Annotated in this window: 19 protein-coding genes; 9 read left to right on the top strand and 10 right to left on the bottom strand. The window is 62.5% G+C overall.

Going from position 1 to position 14109, the window contains the following annotated elements; translation table 11 throughout:
- Positions 1-116 precede the first annotated feature (116 nt).
- Entirely contained in the window at positions 117-989 is an 873-nt protein-coding gene (locus FJ956_RS29970; RefSeq protein ID WP_140684829.1) for an aldo/keto reductase family oxidoreductase, read from the bottom strand.
- A 95-nt stretch (positions 990-1084) separates the two neighbouring features.
- Between FJ956_RS29970 and FJ956_RS29965 the strand changes: the two genes are divergently transcribed.
- Positions 1085-1993, top strand: coding sequence for a LysR family transcriptional regulator (locus FJ956_RS29965; protein ID WP_140684828.1), 909 nt, complete (start codon positions 1085-1087; stop codon positions 1991-1993).
- A 91-nt stretch (positions 1994-2084) separates the two neighbouring features.
- Here the strand turns inward: FJ956_RS29965 and rpsI are convergent, their stop codons facing one another.
- The 5 genes from rpsI to FJ956_RS29940 form a co-directional block, all read right to left on the bottom strand.
- The gene (rpsI, locus tag FJ956_RS29960) at positions 2085-2555 is read right to left on the bottom strand and encodes a 30S ribosomal protein S9 (protein WP_040983171.1); all 471 of its coding nucleotides are present in this window, start codon (positions 2553-2555) and stop codon (positions 2085-2087) included.
- Positions 2555-3019 carry a 50S ribosomal protein L13 gene (gene rplM, locus FJ956_RS29955; protein ID WP_140684827.1) on the bottom strand — a complete coding sequence of 155 codons (465 nt, stop codon included), beginning with the start codon at positions 3017-3019 and terminating at the stop codon, positions 2555-2557. Before rplM ends, rpsI begins: the two co-directional genes overlap by 1 nt.
- Before the next feature lie 269 nt (positions 3020-3288).
- Entirely contained in the window at positions 3289-3687 is a 399-nt protein-coding gene (locus tag FJ956_RS29950) for a type II toxin-antitoxin system HicB family antitoxin (protein WP_140684826.1), read from the bottom strand.
- A 26-nt stretch (positions 3688-3713) separates the two neighbouring features.
- The gene (locus FJ956_RS29945; protein ID WP_140684831.1) at positions 3714-3905 is read right to left on the bottom strand and encodes a type II toxin-antitoxin system HicA family toxin; all 192 of its coding nucleotides are present in this window, start codon (positions 3903-3905) and stop codon (positions 3714-3716) included.
- Between the two features lie 51 nt (positions 3906-3956).
- Entirely contained in the window at positions 3957-4406 is a 450-nt protein-coding gene (locus FJ956_RS29940; protein ID WP_140684825.1) for a PaaI family thioesterase, read from the bottom strand.
- Positions 4407-4543: 137 nt separating this feature from the next.
- Between FJ956_RS29940 and FJ956_RS29935 the strand changes: the two genes are divergently transcribed.
- The 6 genes from FJ956_RS29935 to FJ956_RS29910 all read left to right on the top strand — a co-directional run bounded on the left by FJ956_RS29935 (position 4544) and on the right by FJ956_RS29910 (position 9260).
- Positions 4544-5365, top strand: a complete 822-nt coding sequence (locus FJ956_RS29935) for an enoyl-CoA hydratase (protein WP_140684824.1) — start codon at positions 4544-4546, stop codon at positions 5363-5365.
- 44 nt (positions 5366-5409) lie between these two features.
- Entirely contained in the window at positions 5410-6192 is a 783-nt protein-coding gene (locus FJ956_RS29930) for an AAA family ATPase (RefSeq protein ID WP_140684823.1), read from the top strand.
- Complete coding sequence (locus FJ956_RS29925) at positions 6182-6958, top strand: GNAT family N-acetyltransferase (RefSeq protein WP_246672245.1); 777 nt, start codon at positions 6182-6184, stop codon at positions 6956-6958. The genes FJ956_RS29930 and FJ956_RS29925 overlap by 11 nt, the downstream gene beginning before the upstream one ends.
- A complete protein-coding gene (locus tag FJ956_RS29920; RefSeq protein ID WP_140684822.1) occupies positions 6955-7476 on the top strand; it encodes a CoA-binding protein in 522 nt (173 codons plus the stop codon). The genes FJ956_RS29925 and FJ956_RS29920 overlap by 4 nt, the downstream gene beginning before the upstream one ends.
- Positions 7477-7633: 157 nt before the next feature.
- Positions 7634-8914 carry an O-acetylhomoserine aminocarboxypropyltransferase gene (locus FJ956_RS29915; protein ID WP_140684821.1) on the top strand — a complete coding sequence of 427 codons (1281 nt, stop codon included), beginning with the start codon at positions 7634-7636 and terminating at the stop codon, positions 8912-8914.
- 1 nt (position 8915) lies between these two features.
- Positions 8916-9260, top strand: a complete 345-nt coding sequence (locus FJ956_RS29910; RefSeq protein ID WP_140684820.1) for a cupin domain-containing protein — start codon at positions 8916-8918, stop codon at positions 9258-9260.
- Between the two features lie 214 nt (positions 9261-9474).
- On the opposite strand, the gene FJ956_RS29905 is transcribed toward FJ956_RS29910, so the two are convergent.
- Together FJ956_RS29905 and FJ956_RS29900 are read right to left on the bottom strand one after the other, a co-directional pair.
- A complete protein-coding gene (locus FJ956_RS29905) occupies positions 9475-10713 on the bottom strand; it encodes a cytochrome P450 (protein ID WP_140684819.1) in 1239 nt (412 codons plus the stop codon).
- Between the two features lie 171 nt (positions 10714-10884).
- Positions 10885-11613 (bottom strand): hypothetical protein, encoded by a 729-nt coding sequence (locus FJ956_RS29900; protein ID WP_140684818.1) that lies wholly within the window; start codon positions 11611-11613, stop codon positions 10885-10887.
- 110 nt (positions 11614-11723) lie between these two features.
- Between FJ956_RS29900 and FJ956_RS29895 the strand changes: the two genes are divergently transcribed.
- Together FJ956_RS29895 and FJ956_RS29890 are read left to right on the top strand one after the other, a co-directional pair.
- Positions 11724-12068 (top strand): hypothetical protein, encoded by a 345-nt coding sequence (locus FJ956_RS29895; RefSeq protein ID WP_140684817.1) that lies wholly within the window; start codon positions 11724-11726, stop codon positions 12066-12068.
- Positions 12069-12087: 19 nt separating this feature from the next.
- The gene (locus FJ956_RS29890) at positions 12088-12615 is read left to right on the top strand and encodes a gamma carbonic anhydrase family protein (RefSeq protein WP_140684816.1); all 528 of its coding nucleotides are present in this window, start codon (positions 12088-12090) and stop codon (positions 12613-12615) included.
- A 24-nt stretch (positions 12616-12639) separates the two neighbouring features.
- Here FJ956_RS29890 and FJ956_RS29885 read toward each other — a convergent pair whose 3' ends face one another.
- Positions 12640-13191, bottom strand: a complete 552-nt coding sequence (locus FJ956_RS29885; RefSeq protein WP_140684815.1) for an ankyrin repeat domain-containing protein — start codon at positions 13189-13191, stop codon at positions 12640-12642.
- 7 nt (positions 13192-13198) lie between these two features.
- Positions 13199-13948 carry an NYN domain-containing protein gene (locus FJ956_RS29880; protein ID WP_140684814.1) on the bottom strand — a complete coding sequence of 250 codons (750 nt, stop codon included), beginning with the start codon at positions 13946-13948 and terminating at the stop codon, positions 13199-13201.
- Between the last annotated feature and the right edge of the window lie 161 nt (positions 13949-14109).

Below are 14109 nucleotides of genomic sequence, written 5' to 3'. Positions count from 1 at the left end.
CCCGGCAGACAAGAAAACTGTCACCCATCTAATCGGTCCATTCTGTTACCTATCTATCCGGTTCGGACACCTGCCGGCCATCTCCCCCACGAGGGGGGAGATTAGCTAGTCGCCAATCACGCGGCCTTCGCCACGCCCTCCAACGCGCCCAGCACATCCGCCGACAGCTCCAGCTCCGCCGCAGCAAGATTCTCCCGCAGATGCCCGACCGACGATGTGCCCGGGATCAGAAGGATGTTCGGCGAGCGCTGCAGCAGCCACGCCAGCGCCACCTGCATCGGCGTCGCGCCAAGCCGTTCCGCCACCCCAGACAGGGTCGACGATTGCAGCGGGCTGAATCCGCCGAGCGGGAAGAACGGCACATAGGCGATGCCGTCGCGCGCCAGTTCGTCGATCAGCGCGTCGTCGTCCCGATGCGCCAGATTGTACTGGTTCTGCACGCAGACGACGTCGCAGATCTTGCGGCCTTCCGCGATCTGCGCGCGGGTGACGTTGCTCAAGCCGATATGGCGCACCAGGCCCTTGCGCTGAAGCTCGGCAAGCTTGGTGACCTGCGCCTCGATGGAGCCCTCCTCCGGGCCATGCACCCCGAACATGATGCGCAGATTGACGACGTCCATCACCTCGAGCCCGAGATTGCGAAGGTTGTCGTGCACGGCCTGTTCGAGCTCATCGGCTGTGAAGGCCGGCAGCCAAGAGGCGTCTTCGCCACGACGGGCGCCGATCTTGGTGACGATGGTGAGGTCGTCGGGGTAGGGCGCCAGCGCCTCGCGGATCAGCTTGTTGGTGACGTGTGGACCGTAATAATCGCTGGTGTCGATATGGTTCACGCCTTGCGCCACCGCTTCGCGCAGCACGGAGATCGCCGCGTCATGGTCTTTCGGCGGACCGAACACGCCTTTGCCCGCAAGCTGCATGGCGCCGTAGCCGAGGCGGCGGACCGAGCGATCGCCGAGCTTGAAAGTGCCGGATTTGTCTAGACTGGACATCGTGGTTCTCCTTCGCTGTCGGCGAGTGAGATAGGGCATGGCCGCTGTCCCGATAACCGGGTATAACCAGCACGACCTGTGCGGAACTAAGAACAATGGCGGCTGATCTCAACGATCTCCAGGCATTCATGGCCGTGGCACGCGCCGGCGGCTTTCGCGAAGCGGCCCGCGTGACGGCGGGCAGCGCGTCCGTGCTCAGTGAAGCCATCCGCCGTCTGGAAACCCAACTTGGTGTGCGGCTCTTCAATCGTACAACGCGCAGTGTCGCCCTGACCGAGGCAGGCGCCAGCCTGCTCGCCCGGCTTGCCCCGGCGCTGGGTGAGGTCGAAGCGGCGCTCGACGTTGTGAACGGCTTTCGCGACCGGCCCGCCGGCGCCTTGCGCCTCAACGTCCCGATCAGCGCGTCCCGGCTGGTGCTGCCAAGGATCGTTCCGGGATTTCTCGCGGCCTATCCGGCGATCCGGCTGGAGGTGATCGCGGAGGAGAACTTTGTCGATCTGCTGGCGGCCAGCTGCGATGCCGGCATCCGCTATGACGAGCGGCTGGAGCAGGACATGATCGCCGTGCCGATCGGGCCACGCGTCCAGCGCTTCACCACCTCCGCCTCTCCGGCCTATCTCGATCGGCACGGCCGGCCGCAACACCCGCGTGACCTGCTTGGGCATGCGTGCGTGCGCGGTCGCTTTCCGAGCGGGGTCATGACGCCTTGGGAATTCGAGCGTGACGGCGAGGTGGTGCGGGTCGATACCACGGGGCCATTGGTCGTCAGCATCGGCGGTGGCGTCGATCTCGCCATCGACGCGGCGATCGCCGGCCTCGGCATTCTCTGGCTCTTCGAGGACTGGGTGCGCCCGCATTTCGAGAGCGGCGTGCTGGAGCCTGTGCTGGAGCCGTGGTGGCAGGAATTCTCCGGACCGTTTCTATACTATCCCGGACGCCGGCTGGTGCCGGCGCCGCTGCGCGCCTTCATCGACTACATCAAGACGCCGGCCGGACATTGGTAACGGAAAACAAAAAAGGCCGCCCGGAGGCGGCCTTTTGCAAAGCTGGAACCCGTAACGCTTAGCGCTTCGAGAACTTGGCCCCAAGCGCCTCTTAGCGCTTCGAGAACTGGAAGCTGCGGCGGGCCTTCGCCTTGCCGTACTTCTTGCGCTCGACCACGCGGCTGTCGCGGGTCAGGAAGCCACCCTTCTTGAGCACCGAGCGCAGGCCCGGCTCGTAGTATGTCAGCGCCTTGGAGATGCCGTGACGCACCGCACCCGCCTGGCCCGAGAGGCCGCCGCCGATGACGGTGGCGACGATGTCGTACTGGCCGGCGCGGTTGGCCGCGACGATCGGCTGGTTGAGGATCATCTGCAGCACCGGACGCGCGAAATAGCTCGCGAATTCCTTGTCGTTGACAGTGATCTTGCCGGAGCCCGGCTTCACCCAGACGCGCGCGATGGCGTTCTTGCGCTTGCCGGTGGCATAGGCGCGGCCCGACTTGTCGAGCTTCTGGACATGCACGGGCGCGGCCGGCTGCGCGGCGACGGTGCCGAGTTCTGCGAGCGAGGAAAGCTCAGCCATTACGAAGCCCTCTTGTTCTTGGAGTTCAGCTTTGCCACGTCGAGCGTGACGGGCTGCTGGGCGATGTGCGGATGCTCGGCGCCTGCATAGACGCGGAGGTTCTTCATTTGGCGGCGGCCGAGCGGGCCGCGCGGGATCATGCGCTCGACGGCCTTCTCGACGACGCGCTCGGGGAAACGGCCCTCGAGAAGCTGGCGCGCGGTGCGCTCCTTGATGCCGCCGGGATGGCCGGTGTGCCAGTAATAGACCTTGTCGGTGTACTTCTTGCCGGTGAACACCACCTTGTCGGCATTGATGACGATGACGTTGTCGCCATCATCGACATGCGGGGTGAAGGTGGGCTTGTGCTTGCCGCGCAGATGGTTGGCGATGACAGTGGCCAGACGACCGACGACGAGACCTTCGGCGTCGATCAGCACCCACTTCTTCACCACATCCGCAGGCTTCTGCGAAAAGGTAGCCATGGTTTTGCTCTCAGGTTGACCTTTCCCATCCACGAGGGACAAGAGAAGGCGTTTCTTGTTGCTTGGATTGACGGGAGGGCTGGAGCCGCCCGCCAATAACAAAACGGCGGCCTTTGCGGGCCGCTGCTTCGGGTCGGCTTATAGGCGAGGGTATTTGGTGCGTCAAGGCAACCGAAAATGAGTTCGGCGAAAAAAATAAAGAAAAAACAATAGGTTAGTATAAAGGTATTATTTTACCACAAGATAAGTCGGCGCTGAAGGCCTCCGCGCTAGTGTTTGGCTTCGATTTCCTTGCGGGCAGCACTCGAGAGAAACGCCGATCTGGTAATGCCGCGCTCGCGCGCGGCGGCATCGATTGCGCGCAAGACACCGCGCTCGAATGTCACGTTCGCTCTCACCACGGCGCTGTCATTATCGATCAGCGGCACCGAGACCAGATATGCTCCTTCTGCCAGAGCGGTACGAATTTCGGGAAGCGACACAATCGCATCATGGCTGGAAGGCTCAGGGACGGGCATATCCTCGGCCCAAAGCTGCAGGGCCTCGACTGCATTCGGCACGATATCCTCCGCTACGTCGGCCGCCGAGAAACAGCCTGGAATGTCGGGGAAGCGAACACCAAACGCGCTGTCGGCATCCTTTTCAACCAGGGCGAAGTAGTTCTTCATTCCAGTCTCCTGATGCAGATGCGAATTCAAGTGGAGCGAATCCAGCCTGCCTGCTTGGCGATCGCGCGGGCGGTGCCGACTGGCAGATCTTTTTCCGGGTGCGGAACGACAAGCATGATGGCGTCTTTTCGGAATTTATGATGCGAGCCCCGAACCGAGACCAATTCGAAGCCGTCGTCCTTCAACCGTTTTATGATGCGGCGACTGTCACGCTCGATCAAATCTCACCTATGCGCATATATATACACATTGCATCGCGGCATCAAGATTTAAGAGGACTTCCTTGGGATCGAATAGGTGCCGGTGGCGTGCGCGACGGTATGTCCGTCCGGGCCGGCGACGATGTCGATATCGAACACCATCAGGCTCTTGCCGAGCTTCAGGATGCGGCAATGGCCGTCGATCGGACCGGCTTCGGCCTTGCGCATGAAGTTGATGTCGAGGTTGACCGTGACCGAAAGCGCGTCCGGCCCGGCGTGGCTGAGCACGCAGACATAGCCGCCGATGTCGGCCAGCGTGAACAGCGCCGGACCGGACACCGTTCCGCCGGGACGCAGATGCCGCTCGCCGGCGTTCAGCCGCACCGTGCAGCCGCCCGGAAACACGTCGATCGCCTCATAGGAGGTGAAATTGTCGTTGAGCTGCGGATAGACGCTTGCCATCAGCGCGTTGACTTCTGCCGCGTTGAGCATTGGCTTCAGATTGCTTTGGGCTGGCATCGGCGCGTCCTATATGAATGAGCAGCTCCGGGCGGTGCGCCTGGACCAAACGGTGCGACGGAGAAAACACGTCTCGCGGCTGTTCTTCAACCGGCAGCGTGCTAGTTCTGTTGCTCCATGAGCACGAGGTTTTGAAAGTGGCCGAAGTCGTCGCCATCAAGCCCGCCGTCGCCGACGGCCCCGTTCTTGTCAGCCAGGACAAGGGCATCCTGCGCCTCACGCTCGCCAACCCGCCGGCCAATGCGCTCTCGCTGGCGGCGATGGCGGCGCTTCAGGCCGAACTCGATCGCGTAAAGGCCGACAGATCCGTGCGCGTCATCATCCTGGCGGCGTCCGGAAAAGTGTTCTGCGCCGGTCACGACCTCAAGGAAATGACGGCGCACCGCGCCGAGCCGGATCGGGGCAAGGCCTTCTTCGAAAGGACCTTCGCGGCTTGCGCGACCTTGATGCAGACGATCGTGCGCCACCCAAAGCCGGTGATCGCAGAGGTCGACGGCCTTGCCACCGCCGCCGGCTTGCAGCTGGTCGCGAGCTGCGACCTCGCCATCGCCTCGCATGAGGCGGCTTTCTGCACGCCCGGCGTCAATATCGGCCTGTTCTGCTCGACGCCGATGGTGGCGCTGTCGCGCAACGTCTCGCGCAAGCAGGCGATGGAGATGCTGCTCACCGGCGAAACGATCGACGCGGCGACCGCCAAGGAGTTCGGCCTGATCAACCGTATCGTGCCGCGTGAATATCTGAATCAGATTGTCAACAAATACGCGCAAACCATTGCTTCCAAATCGTCCTTGGTAGTCAGGACCGGCAAGGAAGCCTTCTACGCCCAGGCCGAAATGGGGCTCGCCGATGCCTATGCCCATACCGGCCGCGTGATGGTGGAAAACATGCTGGCGCGCGACGCCGAGGAAGGGATCGGCGCCTTCATCGGCAAGCGCAAGCCCGAATGGGCCGACGAGTAGCCGGCTTGAATGGAGCCGCCCCATCCCATCGCTGAAGGTTCGACGTGGCTGCCCGCAAGCAACTGACGCGGCTGAAAGCGCCCTATCTCAAGCGCATCCTGCTTGAGCCCTCGCGCGTCGCGGATTGGGACCAATATCCGTGGAACCTGCCGATCTTCCACGGCCGCGAATTCGAGCTTGAATTCACCAGCGCCATCACCATCATCGTCGGCGAGAACGGCACCGGCAAATCGACACTGCTCGAGGCCATTGGCGCGTTGGCCGGCTATGACGAGGCGGGCGGGGGAAAGGGCTACATGCCCGTCGATCATTCCATCGCCATCGACAAGAGTGGCGCGGCGCTCGCCAACACGCTGCGCGGCCATTGGCTGCCGAAGGTCACCGCCGGCTGGTTCTTCAGGGCTGAATCCTTCTATTCCGTCGCTCGCTATCTCGACCAGGCCGCGCTCGAAGATCCGTTCGGGCCGCCGCCGCCCGATTTCCTGTCATGGTCGCATGGCGAGGGCTTTATCCGCTTCTTCGAGGAACGCTGCCGCCGGCAAGGCATCTATATCCTCGACGAGCCCGAAAGCGCGCTGTCGCCGACGCGCCAGATCGAACTTTTGAAACTGCTCCGGCGCATGGAGCAATCCGGCACCGCGCAGGTGATAATGGCCACCCATTCGCCGCTGCTGATGGCTTGTCCGAACGCGCGGCTTTTCCGCATCAGCCGCTTCGGCCTCGACCGCATCGATTTTCAGGACACCGATCATTTTCGCATGATGCGCGACTTCTGCAGCGATCCCGCAATGTTCATCGAGGAGGCGTTGCGGGACGATGATGATTAGCGGTGGGCGCGTGAACCGGGAAGATCTCAGCTGGGAAGTGGAAGGGGCCTGCCGCGAGGCATGGCCTGCTGCGCTTGAGACCGTCGCTCTCGGATGGATGTTTCGCCGTTCAGGTGGGCGGATAAGGCGCCCGAATTCCGCCAATCCCTTGCGTGGCGAGCGCGGCGCGCCTGAGAGAGTAATCGATGCCGCCGAGGCGTTCTATGCCGGCCACGGCCAGACGCCGTTATTTCGCATCCCCGACATCGCCGCCGAACTGGAGCCCGAGCTTGACCGTCGCGGTTACGGCAGGGAAGGCGGCACGATCCATCTTCATGCCGATATCGACGCGCTCGCGGGAGGCGGCTACGACGACGTCACGGTTTCCCCGGCGCCAAGCGAGCGCTGGTTTGAGGCACGCTTTCGCACGGGCGGTTATGACGACGCGGAACGGCGGATTTTTCGCGAGATGACGCGTTTGATTGCGGGCGACAAGGCATTCGTATCGTGCGCGCGCGACGATGAAGTCGTCGCCTTTGCCTTTGGCGTCATCCGCAACGGGCTGCTTGTCGTCGAGGCGGTTGAAACCGACGCCAGATTCAGGCAGCAGGGGTTCGGACGCAGGACGGTCGGCGGGCTGATCGGCTGGGCGAGGCGAGCGGGCGCCAAGGCCGGCTGCCTGCAGGTGGTCGCCGACAACACGCCCGCACGCGCGCTCTACGCTTCTCTCGGCTTCAGCCGGGAACTCTATCGTTACCATTACCGCAGGAAGACCGTCGCAGCATGAACCACGATACCTACGACAACAGCTACATCGCCGGCATCCTGAATTCGGTGAAGACGATCGCCATGGTCGGCGCCTCGCCCAACGATGTGCGGCCAAGCTACTTCGTGCTGAAATATCTTTTGGCCAAAGGCTTTTCGGTACTGCCGATCAATCCCGGTCATGCCGGTAAGCAGATTCTCGGACAGACGGTCTATGCCAGCCTCGCCGACCTGCCGCAGCCGGTCGACATGGTCGACATTTTCCGCGCCTCGTCGGCGGTGCCCGGTATCGTCGACCAGGCGCTCAAGCTCGACCCGTTGCCCAAGGTCGTCTGGATGCAGCTTGGCGTGCGCAACGACGAGGCGGCGGCCCGCGCAGAAGCTGCCGGTATCAAGGTGGTGATGAACCGCTGTCCGAAGATCGAATACGGCAAGCTGTCGGGCGAGATCGGCTGGACCGGCGTCAATTCCGGCGTGCTGTCGTCGAAGAAACCCTTGATGCGCCAGGGTTTCCAGAGCTTCGGCGTGAGACAGAAATAGGCATGCGGTAATTCGCGCAAAATTATTCCGGGAAGAAATGGATTTTCCCGGGCGTTCGTCGCACATCACGCCCCGAACGGTATTTTCTTCTTTGCATTCCTGGCCACGCTTCGCCAAGAATGCCCGGCGATTTTCGAACGTTAGGAGAGGGATTTCGATGACCCGTACGCCTGGTTTCAACACTTTAGCCGTTCATGCGGGCGCCAAGCCCGATCCGGCGACCGGCGCGCGCGCCACGCCGATCTACCAGACCACCTCCTTTGTCTTCGACGATGCCGACCACGCCGCCTCGCTGTTCGGGCTGAAGGCTTTCGGCAACATCTACACGCGCATCATGAACCCGACGCAGGCGGTTCTCGAGGAACGCGTCGCGGCGCTCGAAGGCGGCACGGCGGCACTTGCCGTCGCCTCGGGCCACGCCGCACAGGTCATCGTCTTCCACAATCTGATGCAGCCAGGCGACAACTTCATCGCCGCCAACAAGCTTTATGGCGGCTCGATCAACCAGTTCGGCCATGCTTTCAAGAACTTCGGCTGGGAAGTTCGCTGGGCAGAAGCAAACGATCCGGCGACTTTCGAGAGCCAGATCGACGACAGGACCAAGGCGATCTTCATCGAGAGTCTTGCCAACCCCGGCGGCGTCTTCGTCGATATCGAGAAGATCGGCGACATCGCCCGCAAGCACGGCCTGCCGTTGATCGTCGACAACACGTTGGCCTCGCCCTACCTGGTCCGGCCGATCGAGCATGGCGCCGATATCGTCGTCCATTCGCTGACAAAATTCATCGGCGGCCACGGCAATTCGATCGGCGGCGTCATCGTCGATGGCGGCACCTTCGACTGGTCGAAATCCGGCAAATATCCGATGCTGTCGGAGCCGCGCCCTGAATATGGCGGCCTTGTCCTGCACGAGACCTTCGGCAACTTCGCCTTCGCGATTGCCGCCCGCGTGCTCGGCCTGCGCGACATTGGCCCGGCGATCTCGCCCTTCAACGCTTTCCTGATCCTGACCGGCCTGGAAACGCTGCCGCTGCGCATGCAGCGTCATTGCGACAATGCCGCGAGCGTTGCCGGCTGGCTGTCGAACCATCCCAAGGTTGCCTGGGTGAACTATCCCGGCCTTCCAGGCGACAAGAACAACGCGCTGCAGAAGAAATATTCGCCGCAGGGCGCGGGCGCGGTGTTCACCTTCGGCCTGAAGGGCGGCTACGAGGCCGGCATCAAATTCGTCGAGGCGCTCGAACTGTTCTCGCACCTTGCCAATGTCGGCGACACCAAATCGCTGGTCATCCATCCGGCCTCGACCACGCATCGCCAGCTTTCCGACGAGCAGAAGGTCAAGGCCGGTGCCGGACCTGACACCGTCCGCCTTTCGGTCGGCATAGAGGACGTCAACGATATCGTTGCCGATCTCGAGCAGGCGCTCGGCAAGGTCTGATATGTCGGCCTTTCTTGCGGTCAACATCGATGCGGTCGAACCGGAGGTCGGCGCGCCGACCCCGGATCGGGTGATTTCGGGCGATCCCAAATTCCGCACCTGGAATGTCGAAGAGCGCGACGGCGGCCTCTATGCCGGCATCTGGGAAGCGACGCCGGGCAAATGGCGCATCGTCTATGACGAATGGGAGTTCTGCCACATCCTGTTCGGTGTCTCGGTCATCGCCGAGGATGGCGGCGAGGCGCGCACCGTGCGGGCCGGCGACAGTTTCGTGCTGAGGCCTGGGTTCAAGGGCACCTGGGAGGTGCTGGAAACGACGCGCAAGGAATATGTGATCAAGCTTTGAGTGGGCGCCCACCGCTTCGTCATTCTATGGCGGAGCAAGGAGCGAAGCGACGCGCGCAGACCATAGAATCCATGCCGCAACGTTAAGGCGGCTACCACGGCGCAGAATTCTGCTCCGTTTGCACCCTTCGCCCAGGTCACGGCATGGATCCTTGGGTCTTCGTTCCGCTCCGCGTCACTACGCCCAAGGATGACGAAGCTGCCTAGGCCTCGGCTCAAAACGCGACGGCAACCCGTTCCAACCCGTGGAAATGGTAAGTGTCGCGGAATCGTGGCGCTTCGCCCAGGCGCAGCTTCGGCAGCCGATCGAACAGCGTCTTCAGCGACACCTGCAGCTCCAGCCTGGCCAGCGGCGCGCCGATGCAGAAATGGATGCCGGCGCCGAAGGAGACATTCTTCTGGTCCGTGCGGGCCGGATTGAAGGTGTCAGGTCCAGCAAACGCCAGCGGGTCGTGATTGGCCATGCCGAGCAGCAGCGCCACCATCTCGCCGGGCTTGACCACAATGCCCGGCGACACTTCGATCTCCTCATAGGCATAGCGCAGGAACATATGCAGCGGCGCGTCGAAGCGCAGGCATTCCTCGACCGTTGCGACATTCGCCTCCGGTGTCGCAAAGAAGCGGCGCGGATCGCCGCCTTGCGCCAGGATCGAGCGCACCGCATTGCCGGTCTGGTGCACGGTCGCTTCATGGCCGGCATTGAGAAGCAGGATGGCTGAGGACACCAGCTCGTCTTCCGAAAGCTTCTGGCCGTTGTCTTGGGCTTCGATGAGCAGCGACAGCAGATCGTCGCCAGGTTTCTTGCGTCGCTCGGCGACATAGCCGCGCAGGAAGTCGGAAAAATCGCGCGCGGCGCGGTTGGCCGTCTCCTCGGTTTCGCGTGTGCGGCCATGCATGTACATGGCGACCATCCGATGCGACCAGTCGAGCAGTTGCGGCCCCATCTCGACCGGAACGCCGAGCATTTCGGCGATGATGGTGATCGGCAAGGGTGAGGCGTAAGCGGGCAGAAGGTCGACGCCGTTTGGCTCGAAGCGGTCGATCAACTCGTTGGCCAGCACCTCGATGCGCGGCCGCAGCCGCTCGACCTGGCGTGAGACGAAGGCTCGGTTGACCAGCGTTCTGAGCCGTGTATGCACCGGCGGCTCCAGTTCCAGCATGGAATTGGCCTCGATCGCGTCGAAGGCCACAAGATGCGAACGGTCGTCGCCGACGCCGCGGCTGTCGGGAATCCCGGCCGGGTTCTGGCGACCGAAACGGCGGTCGCGCAACAGCCGGTTGACATCGTCGAAGCCGCCGAAGCACCAGAAACCATAATCTTCCCAGAAGAAGGCGTTCGCGACGCCATGCAGGAAGGCGTAAGCCTCATATGGGTTCTGCACGAAGGCCGGCTCGTGCGGGTCGAGACGCAGGCGGCGTGTCGATGTGTCGAAGTCGAGATAGGCTGGCATCATGCTTGACCATTAGCGCGCCTTGTCAGCTGGATGCCAGACCGTATCTAGGCGCCCGTGAAGTCGAAGCGTTGAGCCAGGCGAGCCGGGAAGGGTGTTTCGATGAATGTGATCGTCGCCGGTTGCGCGCCGAAATGATCTGGTTTGATGGCCGCTAATTGACGAGGTGAGTTGTCAGTGCCCCGTTTTCAGGATACCCGCCACCTTCGCGGCAATCGCCGCGTCGAGCGCCGGCCAATTCGCCAGCAACTCGCGCGGAAAGCGATAGGTGAGGCTGAGATCGTCGCCGACCTGGATGTCGCGCTCGCAGGGCGCCAGCGATTCCTCCGCGCTCGGACCGCTCAGGCAACGGGCGACGAATGGATCCTTGCCGGGACGTCCGGCGACGGCCAGCACCTCGTTGAGATAGCCTGATTTTTCCGTGAAGGCGTAAACCGTCGTGCCGCCCGGACCGGGCGTGCCCGGCTTTTCGATCAAGGCGCTGTAGATCGGCGCGAAACGGCCGCTCATGTCGCGCGACATCATGCGCGGCTCGAACGACAGGAAGATGATCTTCCTGGTCGTCGCATGGTTGAAGTCGCCGCGCGCGGCCGTGCTGTAGCCGTCCATTTCGGGATAGCGCAGATAGAGATCGAGCCGCGAGGCGATGCCGTCGCGCCTCGCCTGGTCGAAGCGGATGAAGTTTGCCGGCACGCTGATCAGATTGTTGCCCATGACGATCTGGCGCACCGTCATGTCATCCGTATAGCCGGCCATGGCGATCGACCTTCCAAGCCATTTGCCGCCGACGCTGATGGCAATCGAAAGCAGCGCCAGCGCCGCGAAGATATAGAAGACCCGCTTCATCAAGGTCGAGTCGACGACCTGGAACTCCTGGCTCTCGGCAGCCGTTGCGTCTCTCATTCGCTCTTTCCCGATCCGCTCACCTGTCCTTCGGCGGCACAGCCTGCGCGGCATGGCTTTTGCAGCGCGTTGGCACGACTGTGCGTTTTCATGGTAAACGGTTGGTAAACATGGGTCCTGTTGTGCTTGTTCTTTACGCTTTCGCGGTTGGCCTCACGGCCTGCGGGCTGTCCGGATCGGCCATGGAACTGCTGTCAGGCCAGCGCCTGGCTTTTGCCGAGCCCTATGTTTCGCCTGTCCATATCCTGCGTTCGCTTGCGGCAACGGCTTGCGCCGGACCGTTCATGCTCACCAACGAGGCTTTGGCCGCCCGCCGCGAGGGCCGCATCGGCACGATGGCGCTGTTGTCCTGCGGTTGCACGGCCATCGCCTGGGCGCTGGCGCTCGGCGTCGTGCTCATCGCCATTGCATCCTGGGCGACCGCCAACCTAGGGTCTTTCGAATTCGCTGGTTGAGACGAATCGGAGACGAAAAATGCCGGTCTATGCGATCGATGGGAAGGCGCCTGAGTTCGAGGACGCCGATACGAACTGGATAGCGCCCGACGCGACGCTGATCGGCAATATCACGATTGGCCGCAACGCCGGCTTCTGGTTCGGTGTCGTCATCCGCGGCGATGGCGAACCCATTGCGATCGGCGCCGACACCAATGTGCAGGAGCATACGATCATGCACACCGACCCCGGCTTTCCGCTCACCATCGGCGAAGGCTGCACGATCGGCCACAGGGCGCTGCTGCATGGCTGCACGATCGGCGACAACAGCCTGATCGGCATGGGCGCCATCGTGCTGAACGGCGCCAGGATCGGCAACAACTCGCTGGTCGGCGCCGGCGCTCTGGTGACGGAGAACAAGGTTTTTCCGGACAATTCGCTGATCGTCGGCTCGCCCGCCAAGGTGATCAGGACGCTGGACGAGGCGGCGATCGAGCGGCTGCGCGTCTCGGCGGCCCACTATGTGGCCAACGCCAAACGCTTCAAGGCCAAGCTGAAGGCCGCGTGACGGCGGCATCCGCTTCGCGCATCGTCATATGCGGCGATTGTTCATCGCTTCACGCAACAGAAAGGCGCCGGCCTCGAAGCCGGCCCGTTCGGCGCCTTCCAGTGCCGTCTCATAATCGTCGATGCGGGTCCGCAGCGACGGATCCGCGCCTGAAAGGAGCAACAGAGGGATCGCCTCGGCGTCGCGCCGGGACACCGCATAGTGCAGCGGCGTCCAGTCGTTCACGCCGCGCATATCCGGGTCGGCGCCATGTCCAAGCAGGACGTGGACGACATCCAGCCTGTCCGGCCGTTCCGTCGACAACGCGGCAATGATCGAGGGAAATCCGGCAGGATCTTCATAGTTCGCGTTCGAGCCGGCATCGAGCAGGGCAGTGATGAACGCGGCCGGGCTCCAGTAGATCGCATATTCCAGCGCATGACCAAGGCCGAGCTCGAACGGCATCCTCTCGTCGAACCAGCGCGGCGCTCCACCAAGCGCTTTGCCAAGGGTCTCGAAATCACCTGCTTTAAAGGCGTCGTCGATCGCCCTGAACAGCTTGGCGCGCTCGCATCGGTCTTCAGGGATCTCCAACATGATCGCGTTACCCGGATTTGCCTTTTCCTTTCTTTTCGGCAGGTTTGACCCGTATCCGCATGGACCCGCCTTTGGGATTTTCGATGTCGAAGGCGGCCGTCTTCCTTACCAGATCGCTCAGTTTGCTGAAGCCGTAGGTACGCGGGTCGAAATCGGAAAAGAGATTTGAGAGCTGCTTGCCAAAGGTGCCCAGGAGCACCCAACCATCCTCACTCTCCATCTGGCCGATGACCTTCTTCAGAATGGGCGTGGCTGCCGACGGCGCCTGAAGCGGCTTCGCCACCGGAGCGGCATCTTGAGCATTGCCCAGGCCCTGGAGAAGGTTCTCGGTATAGACGAAACGGCGACACGCCTGCCGGAAGCTCTCCGGGGTCTTTTGCTCCCCAAATCCGAACACGTCGACGCCTTGCTCGCGTATCCGCGCAGCAAGGCGAGTGAAGTCGCTGTCGGAAGAAACCAGGCAGAAACCGTCGAACCGGCCGCTATGCAGCAAATCCATCGCGTCGATCACCAGTGTGATATCCGAAGCGTTCTTGCCCGTGATGTAGGCGAATTGTTGTTGCGGAATGATCGCGTGCTTCGACAGAACCTCTGCCCAGCTCTTCGACCGGGCGTTCGAGAAATCACCATAGATACGGCGAACGCTTGCCTCGCCGATCTTCGCGATCTCCTCGAACAGTCCGTCGGCAATCTTCGCGGAGGCGTTGTCGGCGTCGATGAGAACCGCAAGGCGAGGTGATCGGGGTTCGCTCGGCATACAGAACATCCCACGGTTGGCGCGCAGACAAACAGGAGAAGAGTTTCGCGCTATCTTCTGTTGTAGCAGAAGGCCCCCCAAACAGAAATTCAGGCCACCGAAACCGTCTCGTCAGAAACAGCGGAGCCGGCCCCGGGGACAGGGGCCGGCTCCTAAAACCC

The organism is Mesorhizobium sp. B2-4-3, from assembly GCF_006442815.1.
Classification (GTDB): Bacteria; Pseudomonadota; Alphaproteobacteria; order Rhizobiales; family Rhizobiaceae; genus Mesorhizobium.
The sequence above is the reverse complement of the archived record's forward strand: the minus strand, read 5'-3'. Positions and strand labels throughout refer to the sequence as shown.

Excerpts from the sequence above, each read along its gene's own strand:
- rplM (WP_140684827.1), bottom strand. The coding sequence starts at position 3,019 with ATGGCTACCTTTTCGCAGAAGCCTGCGGATGTGGTGAAGAAGTGGGTG.
- FJ956_RS29885 (WP_140684815.1), bottom strand. The coding sequence starts at position 13,191 with ATGTTGGAGATCCCTGAAGACCGATGCGAGCGCGCCAAGCTGTTCAGG.
- FJ956_RS29900 (WP_140684818.1), bottom strand. The coding sequence starts at position 11,613 with ATGAGAGACGCAACGGCTGCCGAGAGCCAGGAGTTCCAGGTCGTCGAC.
- FJ956_RS29940 (WP_140684825.1), bottom strand. The coding sequence starts at position 4,406 with ATGCCAGCCCAAAGCAATCTGAAGCCAATGCTCAACGCGGCAGAAGTC.
- FJ956_RS29965 (WP_140684828.1), top strand. The coding sequence starts at position 1,085 with ATGGCGGCTGATCTCAACGATCTCCAGGCATTCATGGCCGTGGCACGC.
- FJ956_RS29905 (WP_140684819.1), bottom strand. The coding sequence starts at position 10,713 with ATGATGCCAGCCTATCTCGACTTCGACACATCGACACGCCGCCTGCGT.
- FJ956_RS29915 (WP_140684821.1), top strand. The coding sequence starts at position 7,634 with ATGACCCGTACGCCTGGTTTCAACACTTTAGCCGTTCATGCGGGCGCC.
- FJ956_RS29895 (WP_140684817.1), top strand. The coding sequence starts at position 11,724 with ATGGGTCCTGTTGTGCTTGTTCTTTACGCTTTCGCGGTTGGCCTCACG.
- FJ956_RS29925 (WP_246672245.1), top strand. The coding sequence starts at position 6,182 with ATGATGATTAGCGGTGGGCGCGTGAACCGGGAAGATCTCAGCTGGGAA.
- rpsI (WP_040983171.1), bottom strand. The coding sequence starts at position 2,555 with ATGGCTGAGCTTTCCTCGCTCGCAGAACTCGGCACCGTCGCCGCGCAG.
- FJ956_RS29950 (WP_140684826.1), bottom strand. The coding sequence starts at position 3,687 with ATGAAGAACTACTTCGCCCTGGTTGAAAAGGATGCCGACAGCGCGTTT.
- FJ956_RS29910 (WP_140684820.1), top strand. The coding sequence starts at position 8,916 with ATGTCGGCCTTTCTTGCGGTCAACATCGATGCGGTCGAACCGGAGGTC.
- FJ956_RS29880 (WP_140684814.1), bottom strand. The coding sequence starts at position 13,948 with ATGCCGAGCGAACCCCGATCACCTCGCCTTGCGGTTCTCATCGACGCC.
- FJ956_RS29890 (WP_140684816.1), top strand. The coding sequence starts at position 12,088 with ATGCCGGTCTATGCGATCGATGGGAAGGCGCCTGAGTTCGAGGACGCC.
- FJ956_RS29970 (WP_140684829.1), bottom strand. The coding sequence starts at position 989 with ATGTCCAGTCTAGACAAATCCGGCACTTTCAAGCTCGGCGATCGCTCG.
- FJ956_RS29920 (WP_140684822.1), top strand. The coding sequence starts at position 6,955 with ATGAACCACGATACCTACGACAACAGCTACATCGCCGGCATCCTGAAT.